The organism is Sphingomonas degradans, assembly GCF_053502645.1.
The window spans coordinates 162,799-180,989 of sequence record NZ_CP177172.1; the positions used below are offsets into that span (position 1 = coordinate 162,799).

An 18,191-nucleotide genomic window follows, 5' to 3' on the forward strand; every position below is an offset into this window, starting at 1 on the left:
CCCCGGCCTCGCTTGCGCAGCCGCGCCGCGCGGTCCTAGACAGGCGCCGAATCCGGCGGACGGCGCAGAACGCCGCCGCGGGAAGCGTTTTTGGAGAGCATGATGTCCGACAGTCTGTATCCCGTCCCCCAGGAATGGGCCCGCCACGCCCGCGTCGATGCGGACGGATATGCCCAGCTCCATGGCCGCAGCCTCGCCGATCCGGGCAGCTTCTGGCTGGAACAGGCGCGGCGGCTCGACTGGATCAAGCGCCCCGAACTGGCCGGCGACTGGTCGTTCGACGAGGCCGATTTCCACATCAACTGGTTCGCCGACGGCACGCTGAACGTGTCGGCCAATTGCATCGATCGCCATCTGGCCAGCCGGGGTAACGACGTCGCGATCCTGTGGGAACCCGATGCCCCGGACGAGGCGCCGCGCAGCTTCACCTATCTCCAGCTCTACGAAGAAGTCTGCCGCTTCGCCAATGTGCTCAAGGCGCAGGGCGTGGCGAAGGGCGACCGCGTCACGATCTATATGCCGATGATCCCCGAGGCGGCGTTCGCGCTGCTGGCCTGCGCACGGATCGGCGCGGTGCATTCGGTGGTGTTCGGCGGCTTTTCGCCCGAAGCTCTCGCGGGACGCATCACCGATTGCGATTCGCGCGTGGTCATCACGGCGGACGAGGGGCGGCGCGGCGGCAAGACGGTGCCGCTCAAGGCCAATGTCGATGCCGCGCAACAGCACGCGCCGGCGATGCAGAAGGTGATCGTGGTCCAGGCGACCGGCGGCGCCGTGGCGATGCAGCCGGGCCGCGACGTCTGGTATCACGAGGCAGCGGCACTGGTTTCCACCGATTGCCCGCCCGAACCGATGAACGCGGAGGACCCGCTGTTCATCCTCTATACCTCGGGCTCGACCGGCAAGCCCAAGGGCGTGCTGCATACCAGCGGCGGTTATTTGTTGTGGGTCAGCTATACGCACGAACTGGTGTTCGATTATCGGCCCGGCCAGGTCTATTGGTGCGCGGCGGATATCGGCTGGGTCACCGGGCACAGCTATATCGTCTATGGCCCGCTGGCGAACGGCGCGACGACGCTGATGTACGAAGGCGTGCCCAACTGGCCCGACGCCAGCCGCATCTGGCAAGTGGTGGACCGGCACAAGGTGGAGATTCTCTACACCGCCCCCACTGCGCTGCGCGCGCTGATGCGCGATGGCGACGAATTTGTCGCAAAAACGTCGCGCGCGTCGCTCAAGCTGCTGGGCACCGTGGGCGAGCCGATCAACCCGGAGGCGTGGCGCTGGTATCACGACGTGGTGGGCGAGGGGCGGTGCCCGATCGTCGATACCTGGTGGCAGACCGAGACCGGGGGCGCGCTGATCGCGCCGCTGCCGGGGGCGACCGCGCTGAAACCGGGCTCGGCAACGCTGCCGCTGCCCGGCGTCGACCCGCAGATCGTAGATGCGGAGGGAAACATCCTGCACGGCGAGACCGACGGCAACCTCTGCATCGCGCGCAGCTGGCCCGGCCAGATGCGGACGGTGTGGGGCGACCATGAGCGGTTCTTCCAGACCTATTTCACCACCTATCGCGGCAAATACTTCACCGGCGACGGCTGCCGCCGCGATGCCGATGGCTATTACTGGATCACGGGCCGCGTGGACGACGTCATCAACGTGTCCGGTCACCGGATGGGGACGGCGGAAGTCGAAAGCGCGCTGGTGCTCCACCCCAAGGTGGCCGAGGCGGCAGTGGTCGGGATGCCGCACGACATTAAGGGGCAGGGCATCTATGCCTATGTCACGCTGAACGCAGGCGAAGTGCCGTCCGAGGCGTTGCGCAAGGAACTGCGCGACTGGGTGCGCCACGAAATCGGGCCGATCGCGACGCCCGACGCGCTGCAATTCGCCCCCGGCCTGCCCAAGACGCGCAGCGGCAAGATCATGCGCCGCATCCTGCGCAAGATCGCCGAGGGCGATGTGTCGAGCCTGGGCGATACCAGCACGCTGGCCGATCCGTCGGTGGTGGACGACCTGGTCGCCAATCGCGTGGGGTGAGTTGGCGATTGCGGTAGGTTGGAGAGGGCGTTATGGTCCAGTGATACACTGTATCAGAAGGCTCCCTCCCATGCCGTTCAAGAAGTTCCTGCTGCTCGCCGGCGGTGCCGCGCTGTCGATCGGCGCTGCCCCCGCATTCGCGCAGGCCCAGGCGCCCGCCCCCGCAACGGCGCCGGGCGCGCCGCGCTATGGCAGCTTCGGCGTCGACCTGACATCGCAAAAGCCCAGCGTGAAGCCGGGTGACGATTTCTGGGCCTATGCCAATGGCGGCTGGGCCGATCGCGTCCAGATCGCGCCCGATCGTGCATCGGCCGGGTTCGGCGTGCTGCTGAGCGTCGAGGCCGAGGCTAATGTCCGCGCGATCCTGGACGATATGGCGAAGAATCCGGCCAGCTATGGCGCGGGCGGCAAGCAGGTCGGCGATTTCTATGCCAGCTGGATGGACGAGGCCGGGATCGAGGCGCGCGGCACCGCGCCGCTCAAGCCCTATCTGGGCCGCATCGCCGCCGTGAACGATCTGGCGGCGCTCCAGGTGCTGTTCGCCACCACCGGCTATGCTTCGCCGATCGAGCTGGGCGTGTCGCCCGGTCTCGCCGACCCGACGCATTATACCGCCGTGACGGGCCAGGGCGGGCTGGGCATGCCGCGCGACTATTATCTGCTGCCGGCGGAGAAGTACGTCGCCTTCCGCAAGGCGTATCGCGCCTATGTCCAGCACATCCAGGAACTTGCCGGTATCCCCGATGCCAGCGCCAAGGCCGACGCGATCGTCGCGCTGGAAACCGCGATGGCCAAGGACCAGTGGTCGCCCGAGCAGAGCCGCGACATCGCCAAGCTCAACGATCCGCAGACGCTGGCAGGGCTGAAGGCCAAGGCGCCCGAGTTCGACTGGGCGCTGATGCTCAAGACGGCGGGGCTCGACTCCTCGCCGACGGTGCTGATGACCCAGAACACGGCGGTCAGCGCGATGGGCAAGATCCTGGTCGCTACACCGCTTTCGACCTGGAAGGACTATCTGGCGTATCGCTTCGTCAGCGACCACGCGCAATATCTGCCCAAGGCGTTCGACGACGCCCGCTTCGATTTCTATTCGAAGACGCTGAGCGGCGTGCAGGTAAAGCGCGATCGCTGGAAGCGCGGCGTCCAACTGGTCAACGGCGCGCTGGGCGAGGCGGTGGGGGCGATCTATGTCGCCAAATATTATCCGCCGGCCGCCGAGAAGCAGATGGGCGAGCTGATCGAGAATCTGCGCGATGCGTATCAGGAACGCATCTCGGCCTCGACCTGGATGGACCCGGCGACCAAAAAGGCGGCGCTGGTCAAGCTGGCAGCGTTCGAGCCGCGCATCGGGCACCCGGACAAATATATCGACTATGGCACGCTCAAGGTGGATCGTGGCGATGTGCTCGGCAACGTCATGCGCTCGGGCGAATTCGAGCACAAGCTGGAGCTGGAACGCTTCCCCAAGCCGGTCGATCGCACGCTGTGGGAAATGACGCCGCAGACCGTGAACGCCTATTACAACCCGCTGTCGAACCAGATCACGTTCCCGGCGGCGATCCTGCAACCGCCCTTCTTCGATCCCAATGCCGATCCGGCGGTGAACTACGGCGCGATCGGCGCGATCATCGGGCACGAAATGGGGCATGGCTTCGACGATCAGGGCGCGCAGTTCGGCCCGACCGGCAAGTTCGAGGATTGGTGGACCGACGCCGCCAAGACTGCGTTCAAGCAACGGACCGCCGCGCTCTCCGGCCAGTACGACGCCTATGAGCCCTTGCCCGGCACGCATATCAAGGGCGCGCTGACGCTGGGCGAGAATATCGGCGACCTGGGTGGCGTCGAGGCGGCTTACGGCGCGTACCAGCGCTATCAGGCGAAGCATGGCAAGGCGAAGGTGATCGGCGGGCTTACCGGCGACCAGCGTTTCTTCCTTGCCTATGCCCAGGCGTGGCAGACCAAGGTGCGCGACAATGCGCTGGTCCAGCAATTGCTGACCGATCCGCACAGCCCGGCGGTGTTCCGCGTCAACGGCATCGTCCGCAACGTCGATGCCTGGTACAAGGCGTTCAACATCAAGCCGGGCGACGCGCTGTACCTGCCGCCCGAAAAGCGCGTGCACATCTGGTGATTTCGACGAGGGGGAGCAGCGATGCTCCCCCTTTTCGGTTTCGTTTCACGCAATCGCGGGGGAAGCCCCTTGCAGTTGCAACAAGCGCAACTCCGACCCAGATGGAGGGTGAATGCTGCATTGCAGCAAATCCTGTCCGTTTGCGAGGTTGCCATGTTCTCTCTGATCGCACTGTTCGTCTCCTATCGCCGCCAGAAGGCCGCGATCGTCGCGCCGGTTGCCGCCGCGAAGGTGTCCGCGCCCGCCGTCGACAACCACCACATCGCGCTGCCGCTCGCGGCCTGACGCACCCCTGCCCCAAGGGCATGAAAAAGGGGCGCCGCACGATGTGTGCGGCGCCCCTTTTCGTTGGGCGGCGGGAGCGGACCTATTTCCGCTCGCGCTCCGGGTGCATGCCGGGCGCCGCCGGCTCGGCGAGTTGTGCTTCGCCGGCCAGTCCATGACCGGCCTCGTCCCGACCCATCGTGTCGAGATGCATCAGCCGCGCGACCAGCCAGCTGACCGGCACGGCGATCACGCCGACGACGATGATGTACCAGCCGATCGACCAATAGACTTCGAGCACGCGGTCGGGTCCGGCACCCTCGCCCCCGGTGGCCTGCGCGATCTGCGCGGCCAGGAAATTGCCCGCCGCGGTCGACAGGAACCAGGTGCCCATCATCAGCCCGACCATCGACCCCGTCGACAGCCGCGTCATGCTGGAAAGCCCCACGGGCGAGAAGCAGAGTTCCGCCGTCGAGTGGAGCAGATAGAGCAGGATGACGAACAGCATCGGCGTCATCGCCCCGTTCTGTCCGGCACCGAGCACCAGCACGACAAAGCCCAGCCCGACCTGGATCAGGCCGAGTGCGAACTTCAGCGGCGCGCTGGGTTCCAGCCCGCGCTTGCCCAGCCACACCCACAGCATCCCGAACAACGGCGCCAGCGTGATGATCCAGAAGCTGTTGACCGACTGGAACCACGAGGCGGGCATTTCCCAGCCCAGGAAATGGCGATCCACGCGTTGGTCGGTGAACACGTTGAGCGACGAGCCCGCCTGTTCGAACAGCGCCCAGAACAGCGGGCAGATCGCGATCAGGTACAGCGCGGCGAAGACGCGGTGGCGCTCGACCTTGGGCAGGGTGAACAGCGCGCGATAGAAGATGTAGAGGAAAGTGATGCCGAAACAGGCGAGCAGCAGCGTCCCCACCGTGCTTTCGTCGCGGATCAGCAACCATGAAATGCCGACCACGACGATCGACCCCAGATAGATCAGCCACTCGCGCGAAAGGCCCAGCGGCGTGCGTGCCTGCAAAAGCGCCGGGTTCAACGGCGCGCCGGCGCCGTGCAGTTCGCCGCGCGCCAGCACGAAGACCACCAGCCCCAGCACCATGCCGATGCCCGCGGCGCCGAAGCCATAGGACCAGCCCACGCGCTCGCCCAGATACCCGATCAGCAGCGGCCCGATGAACGCGCCCAGATTGATCCCCATGTAGAAGATCGAGAATCCGCCGTCGCGGCGCACATCGTCACGGGCATAAAGCTGGCCGACCAGCACAGAGATATTGGCCTTGAGAAAGCCGGTACCGACGATGATGAACGCCAGCCCGCCGTAAAATCCGTTGAGGTAAATGCCCTGTTCGCCCTGCGGCCCTTCGACCAGTGCGATGAGCAGATGGCCGATCGCGATCAGGATGCCGCCTGCGAACACGGCCTTGCGCGCACCCAGATATTTGTCGGCCAGATAGCCGCCGATCACGGGCGTGATATACACCATCGACGTATAGGCGCCGTAGACCGCATAGGCCGGATTTTCCGCGAACAGGAAGTGTTTGGTCAGATAGAAGACCAGGATCGCGCGCATCCCGTAATAGGAGAAGCGCTCCCACATTTCCGCGAAAAACAGCATGAACAGGCCGCGCGGATGGCCCAGGAACGTCTTGGCGGAAGCGGGCACGCCTCTGCCCGCCGGTGTTGTTGCCATGCCCAGAAAAACCCTTTTCGAAAATTGCGTGTCCCCGCAGGGATATGTCGCCAGACTAGCGACGAAATGCCGTGTGTGAAGCCCGGTTGTTGTCGCGCGGAGCCGCTGTTAGGCGTGGCCCATGTCCTTCAACGACCCCACGACTCCGCTTTCGCTCCTCCAGACCCGTCGTTCGGGCAAGCCGCGCGACATGGTGGGGCCGGGGCCCAGCCCGGACCAGATCGACGCGATGCTCGCCATCGCCGCGCGCACGCCCGATCATGGCAAGCTGGCGCCGTGGCGCTTCGTCGTGGTGCCCGATGACCAGCGCCCCGCGCTGGCGCTGCGGCTGGCCGAGATCGTGCGCGCCGAGAAGCCCGACGCGACCCCCCGCGACGAAGAAGCGGCGGCGCAGTTCGCGACGCAGGCGCCCGCGCTGGTGGTGGTGCTGTCGGCGCCCGTCATCGGCCACAAGGTGCCGGTGTGGGAACAGGAATTGTCGGCTGGGGCGGCGTGCATGAACCTGCTCCACGCGGCGCACGCGATGGGGTTCGTCGGCGGCTGGCTGACCGGATGGGCCGCCTATTCTGATGCGGTGCGCGACCTGTTCGGGACGGCGCCACAGCGGATCGCGGGCTTTGTGTTTCTGGGCAGCCCGGCGCGCCCGCTGGAGGAACGCCCGCGCGGCGACTTGTCTCAAATCATGTCTAGGTGGAACAACGGGGTGGACCCAAAGGGCGCTTAGTGTATTAAGGGGCCATGACAGCGCTCGAACATGAAGACAGCCCGGTCTACCTCAAGCTGCGCGCCAGCATCGCTGCCGCGATCCTGAGGGGCCAGTTCCGGGCAGGCGACCAACTCCCTTCCGTGCGCGCACTCGCCGCCGAACATGGTGCCAATCCGCTGACGGTGGCCAAGGCCTATCAGAGTTTCCAGGACGACGGCTATGTCGAGGTGCGGCGTGGCGTAGGCATGTTCGTGCTGGCCGGCGCGGTCGAACGGCTGCGCGCCGCCGAGCGCGAACGTTTCCTCACCGGCCACTGGCCGCGCGTGAAGGACCATATCGCGCTGCTCGGGCTGGATGTGAACGAACTGCTGGGCCGCGAGATCGCCTGAGGCGTTCGACCGGGGCCGAGGAGCCCGGTGGCCGACTCCTCGCTCCTTTTCCCGCGCCGCCTGAGGTCCCGGCTTTCGCCGGGATGACGGGTGCTCAGGCTGCGAACGCTGTCGCGTCGATCCCGTACAGTGCCTCTGCCGGCGCCATCGCCGCCGCCTTCAGTCCCAGCGCCTCGGGCACGACCTGTTCGACATAGAAGCGCGCGGTCGCAGCCTTCATCGCCAGGAACACCGGATCGCCCTCGCCGCGCGCGGCGATGCGGCCCTGGGCTTCCATCAGCCAGCCGCACACCGCGACCGATACCATCGTCAGGAACGGATAGCTGGCGGCCAGCCGGTCGTCGCTCTCGACGTCGAGCATATGGCGCGTCACGTCCTCGCACGCGTCGATCAGGCGGAGCAGATCACCATGCTCGGCATCGCCGCGCATCTCCGCCAGCAGCGCGAGCAGTGCCGCGCCGCCATCGTGCGTCAGCTTGCGCCCGACCAGATCGGCGGCCTGGATGCCGTTGGTGCCTTCATAGATCGGGGTGATGCGCGCGTCGCGGAAATGCTGGGCGGCGCCCGTTTCCTCGATATAGCCCATGCCGCCATGGACCTGGACGCCCAGGCTGGCGACTTCGTTGCCGATATCGGTGCCGTGCGCCTTGGCGAGCGGCGTCAGCAATTCGACGCGTGCGGCAGCGGCGGCATCGCCCGCCCGGCCACGATCGAGCTGGCCGAAGGCGTAATAGACCAGCGCGCGCGCCGCCTGCGTCTGCGCCTTCATCCGCAGCAGCATCCGGCGCACATCGGGATGCTCGATGATCGCCACCGGCGCGCCCGCGCGGTAGCCCTGGATACGATCGCGGGCATAGGCGACCGCGCGCTGGGTGGCGCGCTCGGCGACCTGCACGCCCTGAAGCCCGACGTTGAGCCGGGCATTGTTCATCATCGTGAACATGGCGCGGATGCCGCCCAGTTCGGGGCCGATCAGCTCGCCGATGCAATCGTCATGGTCCCCGAAGCTGAGCACGCAGGTGGGCGAGGCGTGGAGGCCCATCTTGTGTTCGATCGACACGACCTTGATGTCGTTGGACGCGCCGGGCGTGCCGTCTGCGTTCAGCCGATATTTGGGGACGAGGAACAGCGACAGCCCCTTGGTGCCCGGCGGGGCATCGGGGGTGCGGGCCAGCACCAGATGGATGATGTTGTCGGCCATGTCGTGGTCGCCGAACGAGATGTAGATCTTGGTCCCCTTGATCCGCCAGGTGCCGTCGCCGACCGGCTCGGCCTTGGTCTTGAGCGCGCCGACGTCGCTGCCCGCCTGGGGCTCGGTCAGGTTCATCGTGCCGGTCCATTCGCCGGTAGCGAGCCGGGGCAGGTACAGCGCCTGTTGTTCGGGCGTGCCGTGGTGCGCCAGCGATTCGATCGCGCCCACCGTCAGCACCGGCGCCAGCGCGAAGCCCATGTTCGCGGTGCCCAGCGTCTCCAGCACCGCGATCGACAGGCTGACGGGCAGCCCCTGTCCGCCGAAATCGGCGGGCGACCCGATCGTGCCCCAGCCGCCCTCGACATAGGCGCGATACGCCGCCGCAAAGCCGGCGGGCATCCGCACGCCCTCTTCGGTCCAGCGCGCGCCTTCGGTATCGCCCAGCCGTTCGAGCGGCGCCCATTCGCCCGCGGCGAAGGCGCCCGCACCCTCCAGCACCGCATCGACCAGGTCGGGCGTGGCGTCTGCGGCGATGTCGGACAGGCGGACGATATGCTCGAGCACGAAACGCTGCTCGGCAATGGCGGGAGTGAACATCGGGCCTCTCTCTTGTGGTCTTGTTGCAGCCGTTATAGCGCCGTCCGGGTGAGCCCGACAAATCCGCGCATCTTACCCTACGGAACGGCGGCGATCGCCGAGGCCGCCGCCGTGATTCGCGGCGGGGGATGCGTCGCGGTGCCGACCGAGACAGTCTATGGCCTCGCCGCCGACGCGACCGATTCGCGCGCCGTGGCGGGTATCTATGCGGCCAAGGGGCGGCCGAGCTTCAATCCGCTGATCGTGCATGTCGCCGATCTGGCGGCGGCGCAGCGGATCGCGGTGTTCGACGATGCGGCAATGGCGCTGGCGACGCGCTTCTGGCCGGGGCCGCTGACGCTGGTGCTGCCGGTGCGCGCCGATGCGGGGATCGCGGCGCTGGTGACGGCGGGGCTGGATACGGTGGCGGTGCGCGTGCCGGCGCACCGCGCGATGCAGGCATTGCTGGCGGCGGCGGGCGTGCCGCTGGCCGCGCCCTCGGCCAATGCCAGCGGCGGGATCAGCCCGACGCGCGCGGCGCACGTCGCCGCCAGCCTTGCGGGGCGCATCCCGCTGGTGATCGACGATGGCGCGACTCCCGCCGGGCTGGAATCGACCATCGTGCAGGACGGGCATATCCTACGCCCCGGGCCGCTGACGGCGGAGACGCTGGGGCTCGACGTCGCGGTGCTGGGCGATGCGATCACGGCGCCGGGCCAGCTGGCGAGCCACTATGCGCCGTCCAAGCCGGTGCGGCTCGACGCGACCGAGGCGCGCGCCGGCGAATGGCTGATCGGGTTCGGCGCGGTGGCGGGGGACGACAGCCTGTCGCCGGGCGGCGATATGGTGGAGGCGGCGGCGGCGCTGTTCGATGCGCTGCACCGGGCGGATGCTTCGGGCGCGGCGGCGATTGCGGTGGCGCCAGTGCCGCATCACGGCATCGGTGCCGCGATCAACGACCGGCTGCGGCGGGCCGCGCACCGGGATTGAGGGCGCACGCCTCGTTCCCCCGCTTTCGCGGGGGAACAGGTGGGCCTCAGGCTGCCGCGTCTGCTTTGGCTCGCGCGGCGAAGCTCTTGCGCAATTTGCGCAGCTTGGGCGGGATGACCGACAGGCAATAGGGATTGCTCTGTCCCTCGCCCTGCCAATATTCCTGGTGATAGTCCTCGGCGGAATACCATTCGCCCAGCGTTTCGATGCTCGTCACGATCGGCGCGGGCCAATCGGGGCGGGCGCGCTCGATCGCGTCCAGTGCCTCGCGCTCCTGCTCCGCCGAATGCGGGAAGATCGCGGAGCGATATTGCGTGCCGACGTCGTTGCCCTGCCGGTTGAGCTGGGTCGGGTCGTGCGTTGCCAGGAAGATGTCGAGGATCTCGCCATAGCTGATCTGATCGGTGTCGAACGCGACGCGGATCGCCTCGGCATGGCCGGTGTCGCCGCCGCAGACCTGCTTGTAGGTCGGGTTGGGCACATGCCCGCCGATATAGCCGCTTTCGACCGACTGGACGCCGATCACATCGTTGAACACCGCTTCGGTGCACCAGAAGCACCCGCCAGCCAGGGTGGCAGTCTCGATCGTCATGCGTAACTCCTTGCTTGTCGCGCCAAGATAGGATTGAGGCGGCAAACGACAATGATCGAGGGAATGGCGATGCGGACGGGTTCGGTGCTGGTGACGGGCGGGGCGGGCTATATCGGCAGCCATGCGGTACTCGCGCTGCTCGATGCGGGCTGGAAGGTGGTGGTGGTCGACAACCTCGTCACTGGCTTCGACTGGGCCGTGGACAAGCGCGCCAGCCTGGTGGTCGGTGCGATCGAGGACGAGGCACTGGTGCGCCAGACGATGCGCGACCACGGCGTGATCGCCGTCATGCACTTCGCCGGATCGGTGGTGGTGCCGGAATCGGTCGTCGACCCGCTCAAATATTACCGCAACAACACCGCCGCCAGCCGATCGCTGATCGAGAGCGCAGTGGCCGAAGGCGTGAAGCACTTCATCTTCTCGTCCACCGCCGCGACCTATGGCATTCCCGAAGTGGTGCCGGTGCGCGAGGACAGCCCGAAATCGCCGATCAATCCCTATGGCATGTCCAAGCTGATGACCGAGATCATGCTGAAGGACGTCGCGGCGGCGCATCCGATCAATTACTGCGCGCTGCGCTACTTCAACGTGGCGGGCGCCGATCCCCAGGGGCGCAGCGGGCAATCGACGGCGGGTGCGACTCACCTCATCAAGATCGCGGCCGAGGCGGCGACGGGCAAGCGCGGCCATGTATCGGTGTTCGGCACCGATTTCGCGACGCCGGACGGCACCGGCGTGCGCGACTATATCCATGTCAGCGACCTCGCCGCCGCGCATGTCGACGCGCTCGACCTGCTGATTGCGAAGCCGGACCAGAACCACACGCTCAACGCCGGCTATGGCAAGGGCTTTTCGGTGCTCCAGGTGCTCGACGCCGTGGACCGCGTGACCAACATGACCATCGATCGCCGGATGGAAGGGCGTCGCGCGGGCGATCCCGATGCGCTGGTGGCAGACAGCAGCGCGATCCTGGCGGCGCTGCCGTGGCGGCCCAGGCATGACGACCTGGACGGCATCGTCCGCGACGCGCTGGCGTGGGAGCGCAAACTGGGCGAGCGGGGCTAACCCCGCCGGATCACCCGCAATTCGATCGCCCACCACAACAGCGCCCAGGCCGAGCCCAGCGCCCAGCCGGCGAGTACGTCGCTGGGCCAGTGGACGCCCAGATACAGCCGGCTGATGCCGATCATGCCCACCAGCGCGAGCGCGGCGCAGAGCAGGAACGCGCGCATCCGGCGTTCCTGCACGACCGGGAACAGCAGGGTCGCGAGCGTCAGATAGACGATCGCGCTGTTCGCGGCATGGCCGCTGGGAAAGCTGTTCGAGGTTTCGGCCATCAGCCGGTCGATCAGGTCGGGGCGAGCGCGCCCGACCAGTGCCTTCACGACGGTTACCGCAACCGCGCCCAGCGTCGTTGCGGCCAGCACCAACATCGTGCTTTTCCACCGCCCGCGCAGCGCGAGGAACAGCGCGGTCATCGCCACCACCATCGTCAGCACGGTCGAACTGCCGAGCGCAGTGATGTCGCGCACCGCCGAGGGCAGCCATGCCGGCCCGATCGGCTGTTCGGGATGCCCCGGCACGCGCATCGCCAGCATGATCGCGCGGTCGAATGCGGCGGCATCGCCTTCGTTGAGTTCATGCCCCAGCCAGACGAGCGCGGCGAGCAGCGCCGCGATCGCGGCGGCTGCGACCATCACCCAGGGCACGCGGCGCGAGGCGCTGGCTTCGGCGGCAAGGGGGGCAAGCGAATCGGGAAGGTCGGTCATGACGCTGCTTTTAACCCGAAATCGCGCGGCGCGTTCCGTTTGGTTCCGGCGCGCGTCCGCATACCCATGTATGAGCCCATTGGCCGCGCCCGCTTGTTACACGCTCTCTACCCAAGCAGCAGGAGTGGTGCGATGTCGCAGACCGTGGCCGAAGTGATCGTGGAAACGCTGGCGCAGGCGGGGGTGCGGCGTTGCTATGGCGTGCCGGGCGACACGCTCAACTACGTCACCGATGCGATCCGGCGCAGCGACATGCGCTGGGTGCATGTGCGGCATGAGGAAGCGGGCGGCTTTGCCGCAGGCGCCGATGCGCTGCTCACCGGCGAACTGGCGGCGTGCGCGGGATCGTGCGGTCCGGGCGGGCTGCACTTCATCAACGGACTGTTCGAAAGCCACCGCAACCGCGCGCCGGTGGTGCTGATCGCCAGCCAGATCGCGCGCGACGAGATCGGCTTCGATTTCCCGCAGGAAGTGGACTTCAAGGCCGTCTATGCCAGTTGCAGCGTGTTCTGCGAGGAAATCCGCACCCCCGCCCAGGCGCGGCGGATGACGGCGATGGCGGCGCAGGCGGCGCTCGCGAAAAAGGGGGTGGCGGTGCTGATCGTGCCCATCGACGTGTCGGCGGCGACTGCGCCCGACAAGGGCGATTTCCGCGTCCACCGATCCTTCCCCCGCACGCGCCCTGCGCAGGCGGAAGTCCAGGCGCTGGCCGATGCGCTCAACGCGGGCAAGCGCGTGGCGATCTATGGCGGATCGGGCTGCGGCGACGCGCATGATGCCGTGGTCGCGCTGGCGGAGCGGTTGCGCGCGCCGGTGGCGCATACCTCGCGCGCCAAGGATTTCCTGGAACATGCCAACCCGTTCGACGTGGGCATGACCGGCGTGTTCGGGTCGGAGGCGGGGTATCACGCGCTGATGGCGTGCGACACGCTGCTGCTGCTCGGCTGCGACTTTGCGTGGCGGCAATTCTATCCGGACAAGGCGACGATCCTCCAGATCGATATCGACGGCGCGCATCTGGGGCGGCGGCATCCGGTGGATATCGGCGCGGTGGGCGATGTGCGCGACACGATCGAGGCGCTGCTGCCGCTGCTCGACCAACGCGAGGACGACAGTTTCCTGAACGATTGCCTGGAGCGGCGCGCCAAGGCAGTGGCGAGCCAGCGCAAGCACGCGGTGATCGACGATGCCCGCGCGATCCATCCGCAATATCTGACCGAAACCGTGGCACGCCATGCCGCGCCGGATGCGATCTTCACCGCCGATGTCGGATCGCCGATGGTGTGGTGCCTGCGCCATGTGGCCTCGACCGGCGCCAATCGGACGATGATCTCGCTCACCCATGGCACGATGGCGAACGCGATGCCGCAGGCGCTGGGCGCGCAGGCGGCGTTTGCCGGGCGGCAGGTCATCTCGCTGTCGGGCGATGGCGGCATCGCGATGCTGCTGGGCGACCTGTTGACTGCGGTGCAGGAGAAGCTGCCGATCAAGGTGTGCGTGTTCAACAACAGCTCGCTCGGGTTCGTCGAGCTGGAGCAGAAGGTGGACGGGCTGCTCGACGCCTATACCAACCTGCACAACCCCGATTTCGGCGATGTCGCGCGGGCGATGGGGCTGTGGGGGCGCCGGGTGGAGAAGAGCAGCGACCTGGACGAAGCGGTGCGGCAATGGCTCGCCGAACCCGGCCCCGCGCTGCTCGACGTCGTCACCGATCGCTATGAACTGGTGATGCCGCCCAAGGTGGAGGCGGGGCAGGTGCTCGGCACTGCGCTCTATTCGGCCAAGGCGATCCTGGCCGGGCGCGGGGACGCGGTGGTCGAGCTGGTCAAGGGCGCGCTGCGCTGATCCGGGGCGTCGCACCCAGCGCGGCGATGGGCGAGATGCCCTCGGCGCGCAGGGCGGCCAGGAAGCGGCGCATCCACCACGTCACGTCCTGACGCTGGACAATGTCCATCAGCGCGCGCCACCGGCTGATCCGCTCCGCGCGCGGCATCGCGAGCGCAGTGGCGATCGCGTCCGAGATGTCCTCCGGGCTGTGCGGGTTGACCAGCAGCGCTTCCTTCATCTGCGCGGCGGCGCCGGCGAAGCGCGACAGGATCAGCACGCCGGGGTCTTCGGGGTCCTGCGCCGCGACATATTCCTTCGCCACCAGGTTCATCCCGTCGCGCAGCGGCGTGACCAGCCCGATGCGTGCCGCCCGATAGATGCCGGCGAGCTGTTCGTGCGGATAGCCCCGGTTCACATAGCGGATCGGCACCCATTCGGCGCTGGCATAGGCGCCGTTGACACGTCCCGACAGCGCCTCCAGCGTCGCGCGGATTTCCTGGTAACTGCCGACATCGACGCGCGAGGGGGGCGCGATCTGGAGCAGGAACACCTGTTCGCGCATGTCGGGATGCGCGGCCAGGAACCGCTCATAGCCAAGGAATCGCTCCTGCAGCCCCTTGGAATAGTCGAGCCGTTCGACGCCGACGATCATCGCGCGGCCATCGGCGCTCTTGACCATCGCGGCATGCTTCTCGATCGCGGCCTCGCTTTCGGCCACGGTCTTGAACGCGGCGGCATCGATCCCGATCGGGCATACCATCGCCGTGACCCGGCGGCCTGGGACGTGGATCGTGCCATCCTCGTCGACATCGAGCCCAAGTTCGCCGCGCACATAATCGAGGAAGGCGTCCAGCGAATCGCGCGACTGGAACCCGATCACGTCATAGGCGAACAGCGACTTCACCAGCGCACGGTGGCTGGGCAGGGTCAGCAGCAGGCGGCGCGGCGGCCAGGGTATGTGGAGGAAAAACCCCATCCGGTTGTTCACTTCGCGCCGCCGCAGCCCCAGCCCGAGCGGGATCAGGTGATAGTCATGCACCCAGATCATGTCGTCCGCCTCGATCAGCGGGCGCAGCGTATCGGCAAAGCGGGCATTCACCCGCGCATAGCCGCCCTCGAAGCTGCGTTCGTACTCGGCCAGGTCGATGCGGTAATGGAACAGCGGCCACAGCGTGCGGTTGGCATAGCCGTTATAATATTCCTCGGTATCCTGCGGCTCCAGGTCGATCGTGGCGGTGGTGACGCCCTGATTTTCCTCATAGGCGATGTCGCCGGTGAAGCGCTCGGTCTCTTCGCCCGACCAGCCGAACCAGATCCCGCCCGTCTCGCGCAGCGCGGCGGCCAGTGCGACGGCAAGCCCGCCCTGGTTCGCGTTGCCGCCCCGGGGCGGGGAGACGCGATTGGATACCACGACCAGCCGGCTCATCGGATCGAACTCCACGGTTTGCTGAGCAGCACGGCGCAATTGATCATGCCGACCAGCGAATAGGTTTGCGGATAATTGCCCCACAGCTCGCCGGTGATGGGGTCGATATCCTCCGACAGCAGCCCCGCGCCGGTGCGGCGCTGGAGCATTTCCTCGAACAGCGCGCGAGCATCGGCGATGCGGCCGGTGGCGTGCAGCGCCTCGATCAGCCAGAAGGTGCAGACGTTGAACGCCGTCTCGGGCAGGCCGAAATCGTCTTCGGTGGCATAGCGCAGCATGTGGCTGCCCCGCCGCAATCCTTCCTCCACCGCGACCAGCGTGCCGCGGAAGCGGGGATCGTCTGGCGGCAGGAAGCGCAGGTCGAGCAGCTGGATCAGGCTGGCATCCAGGTCGTCGCCGCCAAAGGTGGCGGACAAACGCTGGGTATCCTCACGCCACGCCTGCTGCTCGATCGTCGCGCGGATGCGGTCGGCGCGGTCCTGCCAGAACGTGGCCCTGTGGGTCAGCCCCAGCGCCAGCGCGGCATTGGCCAACCGGTCGCATGCGGCCCAGCACATCGCGACCGAATAGGTGTGGACATGGCTCTTGGTGCGCAGCTCCCACAGCCCGGCATCGGGCTTGTCGTGCACGTCCCAGGCGCGCTCGCCGATCGTCTCCAGCGCCTCGAAATCGGCGAGCCCGCCGATGCGGAACAGCCGCTGGTCGAAAAAGCTCTGCGTGTTGGACAGGATGATCTGGCCATAGGCGTCGTGCTGGACCTGTTCATAGGCCTGGTTGCCGACTCGCACCGGGCCCATGCCGCGATAGCCGTTGAGGCCGGGGGCGATCCGTTCCTCCACCCGCGCTTCGCCGCCGACGCCGTAGAGCGGCTGGATATGCCCGCCGCGCGCGTTGTCGATGATGTTGCGCAGATACTCCAGATAGCCTTCGAGCACGTCGAGCGCGCCCAGCCGGTTGAGCGCCTGGACCGTGTAATAGGCGTCGCGAATCCAGCAGTAGCGATAATCCCAGTTGCGCTGCGATCCGGCATGTTCGGGGATCGACGTGGTGAGCGCCGCGACGATCGCGCCGGTTTCCTCATGCTGGCACAGCTTGAGCGTGATGGCGGCGCGGATCACCGCTTCCTGCCACTCCACCGGCGTCGCCAGCCCGCGCACCCATTCGCGCCATTCCTGGACGGTCCGATCCAGCATCGTCTCCAGCGCGACGCGCAGGTCGTCTGAAAAGCTCTCGTCCGGCCCCAGGAAGAAATGCAGCGGGCGCTCGACGCGGAACAGCCGCTCGTCCTCGATCCAGCCGACCGGGGCAGTGGTGCTGAGCCGCAGGACCGTGTCGGTCAGCAGATAGCGGATATGGTTCGACCCGCGCGTCGTTGCGCAGCTATCGGCGCCCCAGTTGCGCGCGGGGCGCAGCCGGATGCGGATGCGCGGCGCGCCCGCCACGGGCCGCACGATGCGGGCAAAGGCGACCGGGCGGTACATCCGGCCATTGCGGCGGAAGCGCGGACAGAAATCGATGACTTCGATCGCGTTGCCGTCGCCATCGGTGTGGCGCGTGACCAGGATCGGCGTGTTTCGTAGATAGGATTGCGTGGTGGTGACGCACCCGTCGAGGTCGATTTCCCAGAAGCCGCGCGCCCCTTCGCCCGCACGCGGGGCATCGTCGAGCAGCGAGGAAAAGGTCGGGTCGCCATCGACGCGCGGCACGCATCCCCAGACGAAGCGTCCGGCGCGATCGACCAGCGCGGAAACCTGGCAATTGCCGATCGGCCACAGATCCAACGTCGCGGTCATGCGCATGCCTCCGCCAGCCACGCGCGCACGGCGGCGGGGTTGCCAAGATGATAATGCGCAGCAGTAGCACGTTCTGCGCCCACCAGCACACCCGCGCCGCCAAGCTTCTCGACCGCGGCAAAACCGGGCTCGTCGGTCCAGTCGTCGCCGAGGAATACGGGCCGGGTCCCCGCCATCGGCGCGTGCTCCATCATCCGGGCGATTGCCGTCCCCTTGTCGCCGCCGGGGACGCGCAGCTCGACCATCATCTTGCCCTCCTGCACCAGCAGGTCATGGTCGCCGGCAAGCTCGCGCGCTAGGTGCAGCGCGTCGGGTTCTGCCTGGGGCCGCGCGCGATAATGCAGCGCGACGCCATAGCTCTTTTCCTCGACCAGCACTCCCGCATTGCGCGCGGCAAAGCCGTGAAACCGCCCGGTCGCGAGGTCTAGCGCGGCGGGGCGATCGGGCTGCGCCATCAATCCGCGCCAGCGATGCTCGGTGCCGTGACTGCCCGCCAGCCCGATCTCGTGTGCGATCGGCCCCAGCATCGCGTCGAGCTGGGCCAGCGATCGCCCGCTGATGACCGCGAGCCGTCCGCCCAGCCGCGCATGGAGCCCCGACAGCAGTTCGCGCAGCTGGGGATCGGCCGTCACCTGGTCCGGCCGGTCGATCAGGTCCACCAGCGTCCCGTCGAAATCGAGGAACAGGCTGGCGCCGTCGAGCAGCGCGACAGGCGGGGTGGCGAGCGCGGTGATGGGTTGGGTAGAGATAGGACTGCCTCTTCGCAAATGATGCCGGTGCGCCGAATGGCCGCCGCC

The 18,191-nt window shown here is 67.4% G+C and carries 15 protein-coding genes; 8 read left to right on the top strand and 7 right to left on the bottom strand.

Going from position 1 to position 18,191, the window contains the following annotated elements:
• Nucleotides 1–102: 102 nt before the first annotated feature.
• The 3 genes from acs to ACG3SL_RS00800 all read left to right on the top strand — a co-directional run bounded on the left by acs (nt 103) and on the right by ACG3SL_RS00800 (nt 4,456).
• Nucleotides 103–2,040, top strand: a complete 1,938-nt coding sequence (gene acs, locus ACG3SL_RS00790) for an acetate--CoA ligase (protein ID WP_448663246.1) — start codon at nt 103–105, stop codon at nt 2,038–2,040.
• A 70-nt stretch (nt 2,041–2,110) separates the two neighbouring features.
• Nucleotides 2,111–4,171, top strand: a complete 2,061-nt coding sequence (locus ACG3SL_RS00795) for a M13 family metallopeptidase (RefSeq protein WP_448663247.1) — start codon at nt 2,111–2,113, stop codon at nt 4,169–4,171.
• 153 nt (nt 4,172–4,324) lie between these two features.
• Nucleotides 4,325–4,456, top strand: coding sequence for a hypothetical protein (locus ACG3SL_RS00800; RefSeq protein WP_448663248.1), 132 nt, complete (start codon nt 4,325–4,327; stop codon nt 4,454–4,456).
• An 82-nt stretch (nt 4,457–4,538) separates the two neighbouring features.
• Here ACG3SL_RS00800 and ACG3SL_RS00805 read toward each other — a convergent pair whose 3' ends face one another.
• Nucleotides 4,539–6,134, bottom strand: a complete 1,596-nt coding sequence (locus tag ACG3SL_RS00805; RefSeq protein ID WP_448663249.1) for a peptide MFS transporter — start codon at nt 6,132–6,134, stop codon at nt 4,539–4,541.
• A 121-nt stretch (nt 6,135–6,255) separates the two neighbouring features.
• Here ACG3SL_RS00805 and ACG3SL_RS00810 point away from each other — a divergent pair, with 121 nt between their 5' ends.
• Nucleotides 6,256–6,858: a nitroreductase family protein gene (locus tag ACG3SL_RS00810; protein WP_448663250.1), complete on the top strand. Its 603-nt coding sequence runs from the start codon at nt 6,256–6,258 to the stop codon at nt 6,856–6,858.
• A 14-nt stretch (nt 6,859–6,872) separates the two neighbouring features.
• Nucleotides 6,873–7,229, top strand: coding sequence for a GntR family transcriptional regulator (locus ACG3SL_RS00815; protein WP_448663251.1), 357 nt, complete (start codon nt 6,873–6,875; stop codon nt 7,227–7,229).
• 94 nt (nt 7,230–7,323) lie between these two features.
• Here the strand turns inward: ACG3SL_RS00815 and ACG3SL_RS00820 are convergent, their stop codons facing one another.
• The gene (locus ACG3SL_RS00820; protein WP_448663252.1) at nt 7,324–9,018 is read right to left on the bottom strand and encodes an acyl-CoA dehydrogenase; all 1,695 of its coding nucleotides are present in this window, start codon (nt 9,016–9,018) and stop codon (nt 7,324–7,326) included.
• A gap of 48 nt (nt 9,019–9,066) precedes the next feature.
• Between ACG3SL_RS00820 and ACG3SL_RS00825 the strand changes: the two genes are divergently transcribed.
• On the top strand, nt 9,067–9,987 hold the full coding sequence (locus tag ACG3SL_RS00825) for an L-threonylcarbamoyladenylate synthase (RefSeq protein WP_448663253.1): 921 nt from the start codon (nt 9,067–9,069) through the stop codon (nt 9,985–9,987).
• Nucleotides 9,988–10,033: 46 nt separating this feature from the next.
• On the opposite strand, the gene msrA is transcribed toward ACG3SL_RS00825, so the two are convergent.
• Complete coding sequence (msrA, locus tag ACG3SL_RS00830) at nt 10,034–10,579, bottom strand: peptide-methionine (S)-S-oxide reductase MsrA (protein ID WP_448663254.1); 546 nt, start codon at nt 10,577–10,579, stop codon at nt 10,034–10,036.
• 69 nt (nt 10,580–10,648) lie between these two features.
• Here msrA and galE point away from each other — a divergent pair, with 69 nt between their 5' ends.
• Complete coding sequence (galE, locus tag ACG3SL_RS00835) at nt 10,649–11,644, top strand: UDP-glucose 4-epimerase GalE (RefSeq protein ID WP_448665206.1); 996 nt, start codon at nt 10,649–10,651, stop codon at nt 11,642–11,644.
• On the opposite strand, the gene ACG3SL_RS00840 is transcribed toward galE, so the two are convergent.
• Nucleotides 11,641–12,348 (bottom strand): phosphatase PAP2 family protein, encoded by a 708-nt coding sequence (locus tag ACG3SL_RS00840; RefSeq protein WP_448663255.1) that lies wholly within the window; start codon nt 12,346–12,348, stop codon nt 11,641–11,643. The genes galE and ACG3SL_RS00840 overlap by 4 nt on opposite strands.
• 132 nt (nt 12,349–12,480) lie before the next feature.
• On the opposite strand from ACG3SL_RS00840, the gene ACG3SL_RS00845 reads away from it, so the two are divergent.
• The gene (locus ACG3SL_RS00845) at nt 12,481–14,193 is read left to right on the top strand and encodes a thiamine pyrophosphate-dependent enzyme (RefSeq protein WP_448663256.1); all 1,713 of its coding nucleotides are present in this window, start codon (nt 12,481–12,483) and stop codon (nt 14,191–14,193) included.
• Here ACG3SL_RS00845 and ACG3SL_RS00850 read toward each other — a convergent pair.
• From ACG3SL_RS00850 to otsB, 3 genes are read right to left on the bottom strand one after another with little or no spacing between them, the layout of a single operon-like run.
• A complete protein-coding gene (locus ACG3SL_RS00850) occupies nt 14,174–15,601 on the bottom strand; it encodes an alpha,alpha-trehalose-phosphate synthase (UDP-forming) (RefSeq protein WP_448663257.1) in 1,428 nt (475 codons plus the stop codon). The two genes, ACG3SL_RS00845 and ACG3SL_RS00850, sit on opposite strands and share 20 nt — an antisense overlap.
• A complete protein-coding gene (locus tag ACG3SL_RS00855) occupies nt 15,598–17,394 on the bottom strand; it encodes a glycoside hydrolase family 15 protein (RefSeq protein ID WP_448663258.1) in 1,797 nt (598 codons plus the stop codon). The genes ACG3SL_RS00850 and ACG3SL_RS00855 overlap by 4 nt, the downstream gene beginning before the upstream one ends.
• Nucleotides 17,391–18,161 (bottom strand): trehalose-phosphatase, encoded by a 771-nt coding sequence (otsB, locus tag ACG3SL_RS00860; protein WP_448663259.1) that lies wholly within the window; start codon nt 18,159–18,161, stop codon nt 17,391–17,393. Before otsB ends, ACG3SL_RS00855 begins: the two co-directional genes overlap by 4 nt.
• Between the last annotated feature and the right edge of the window lie 30 nt (nt 18,162–18,191).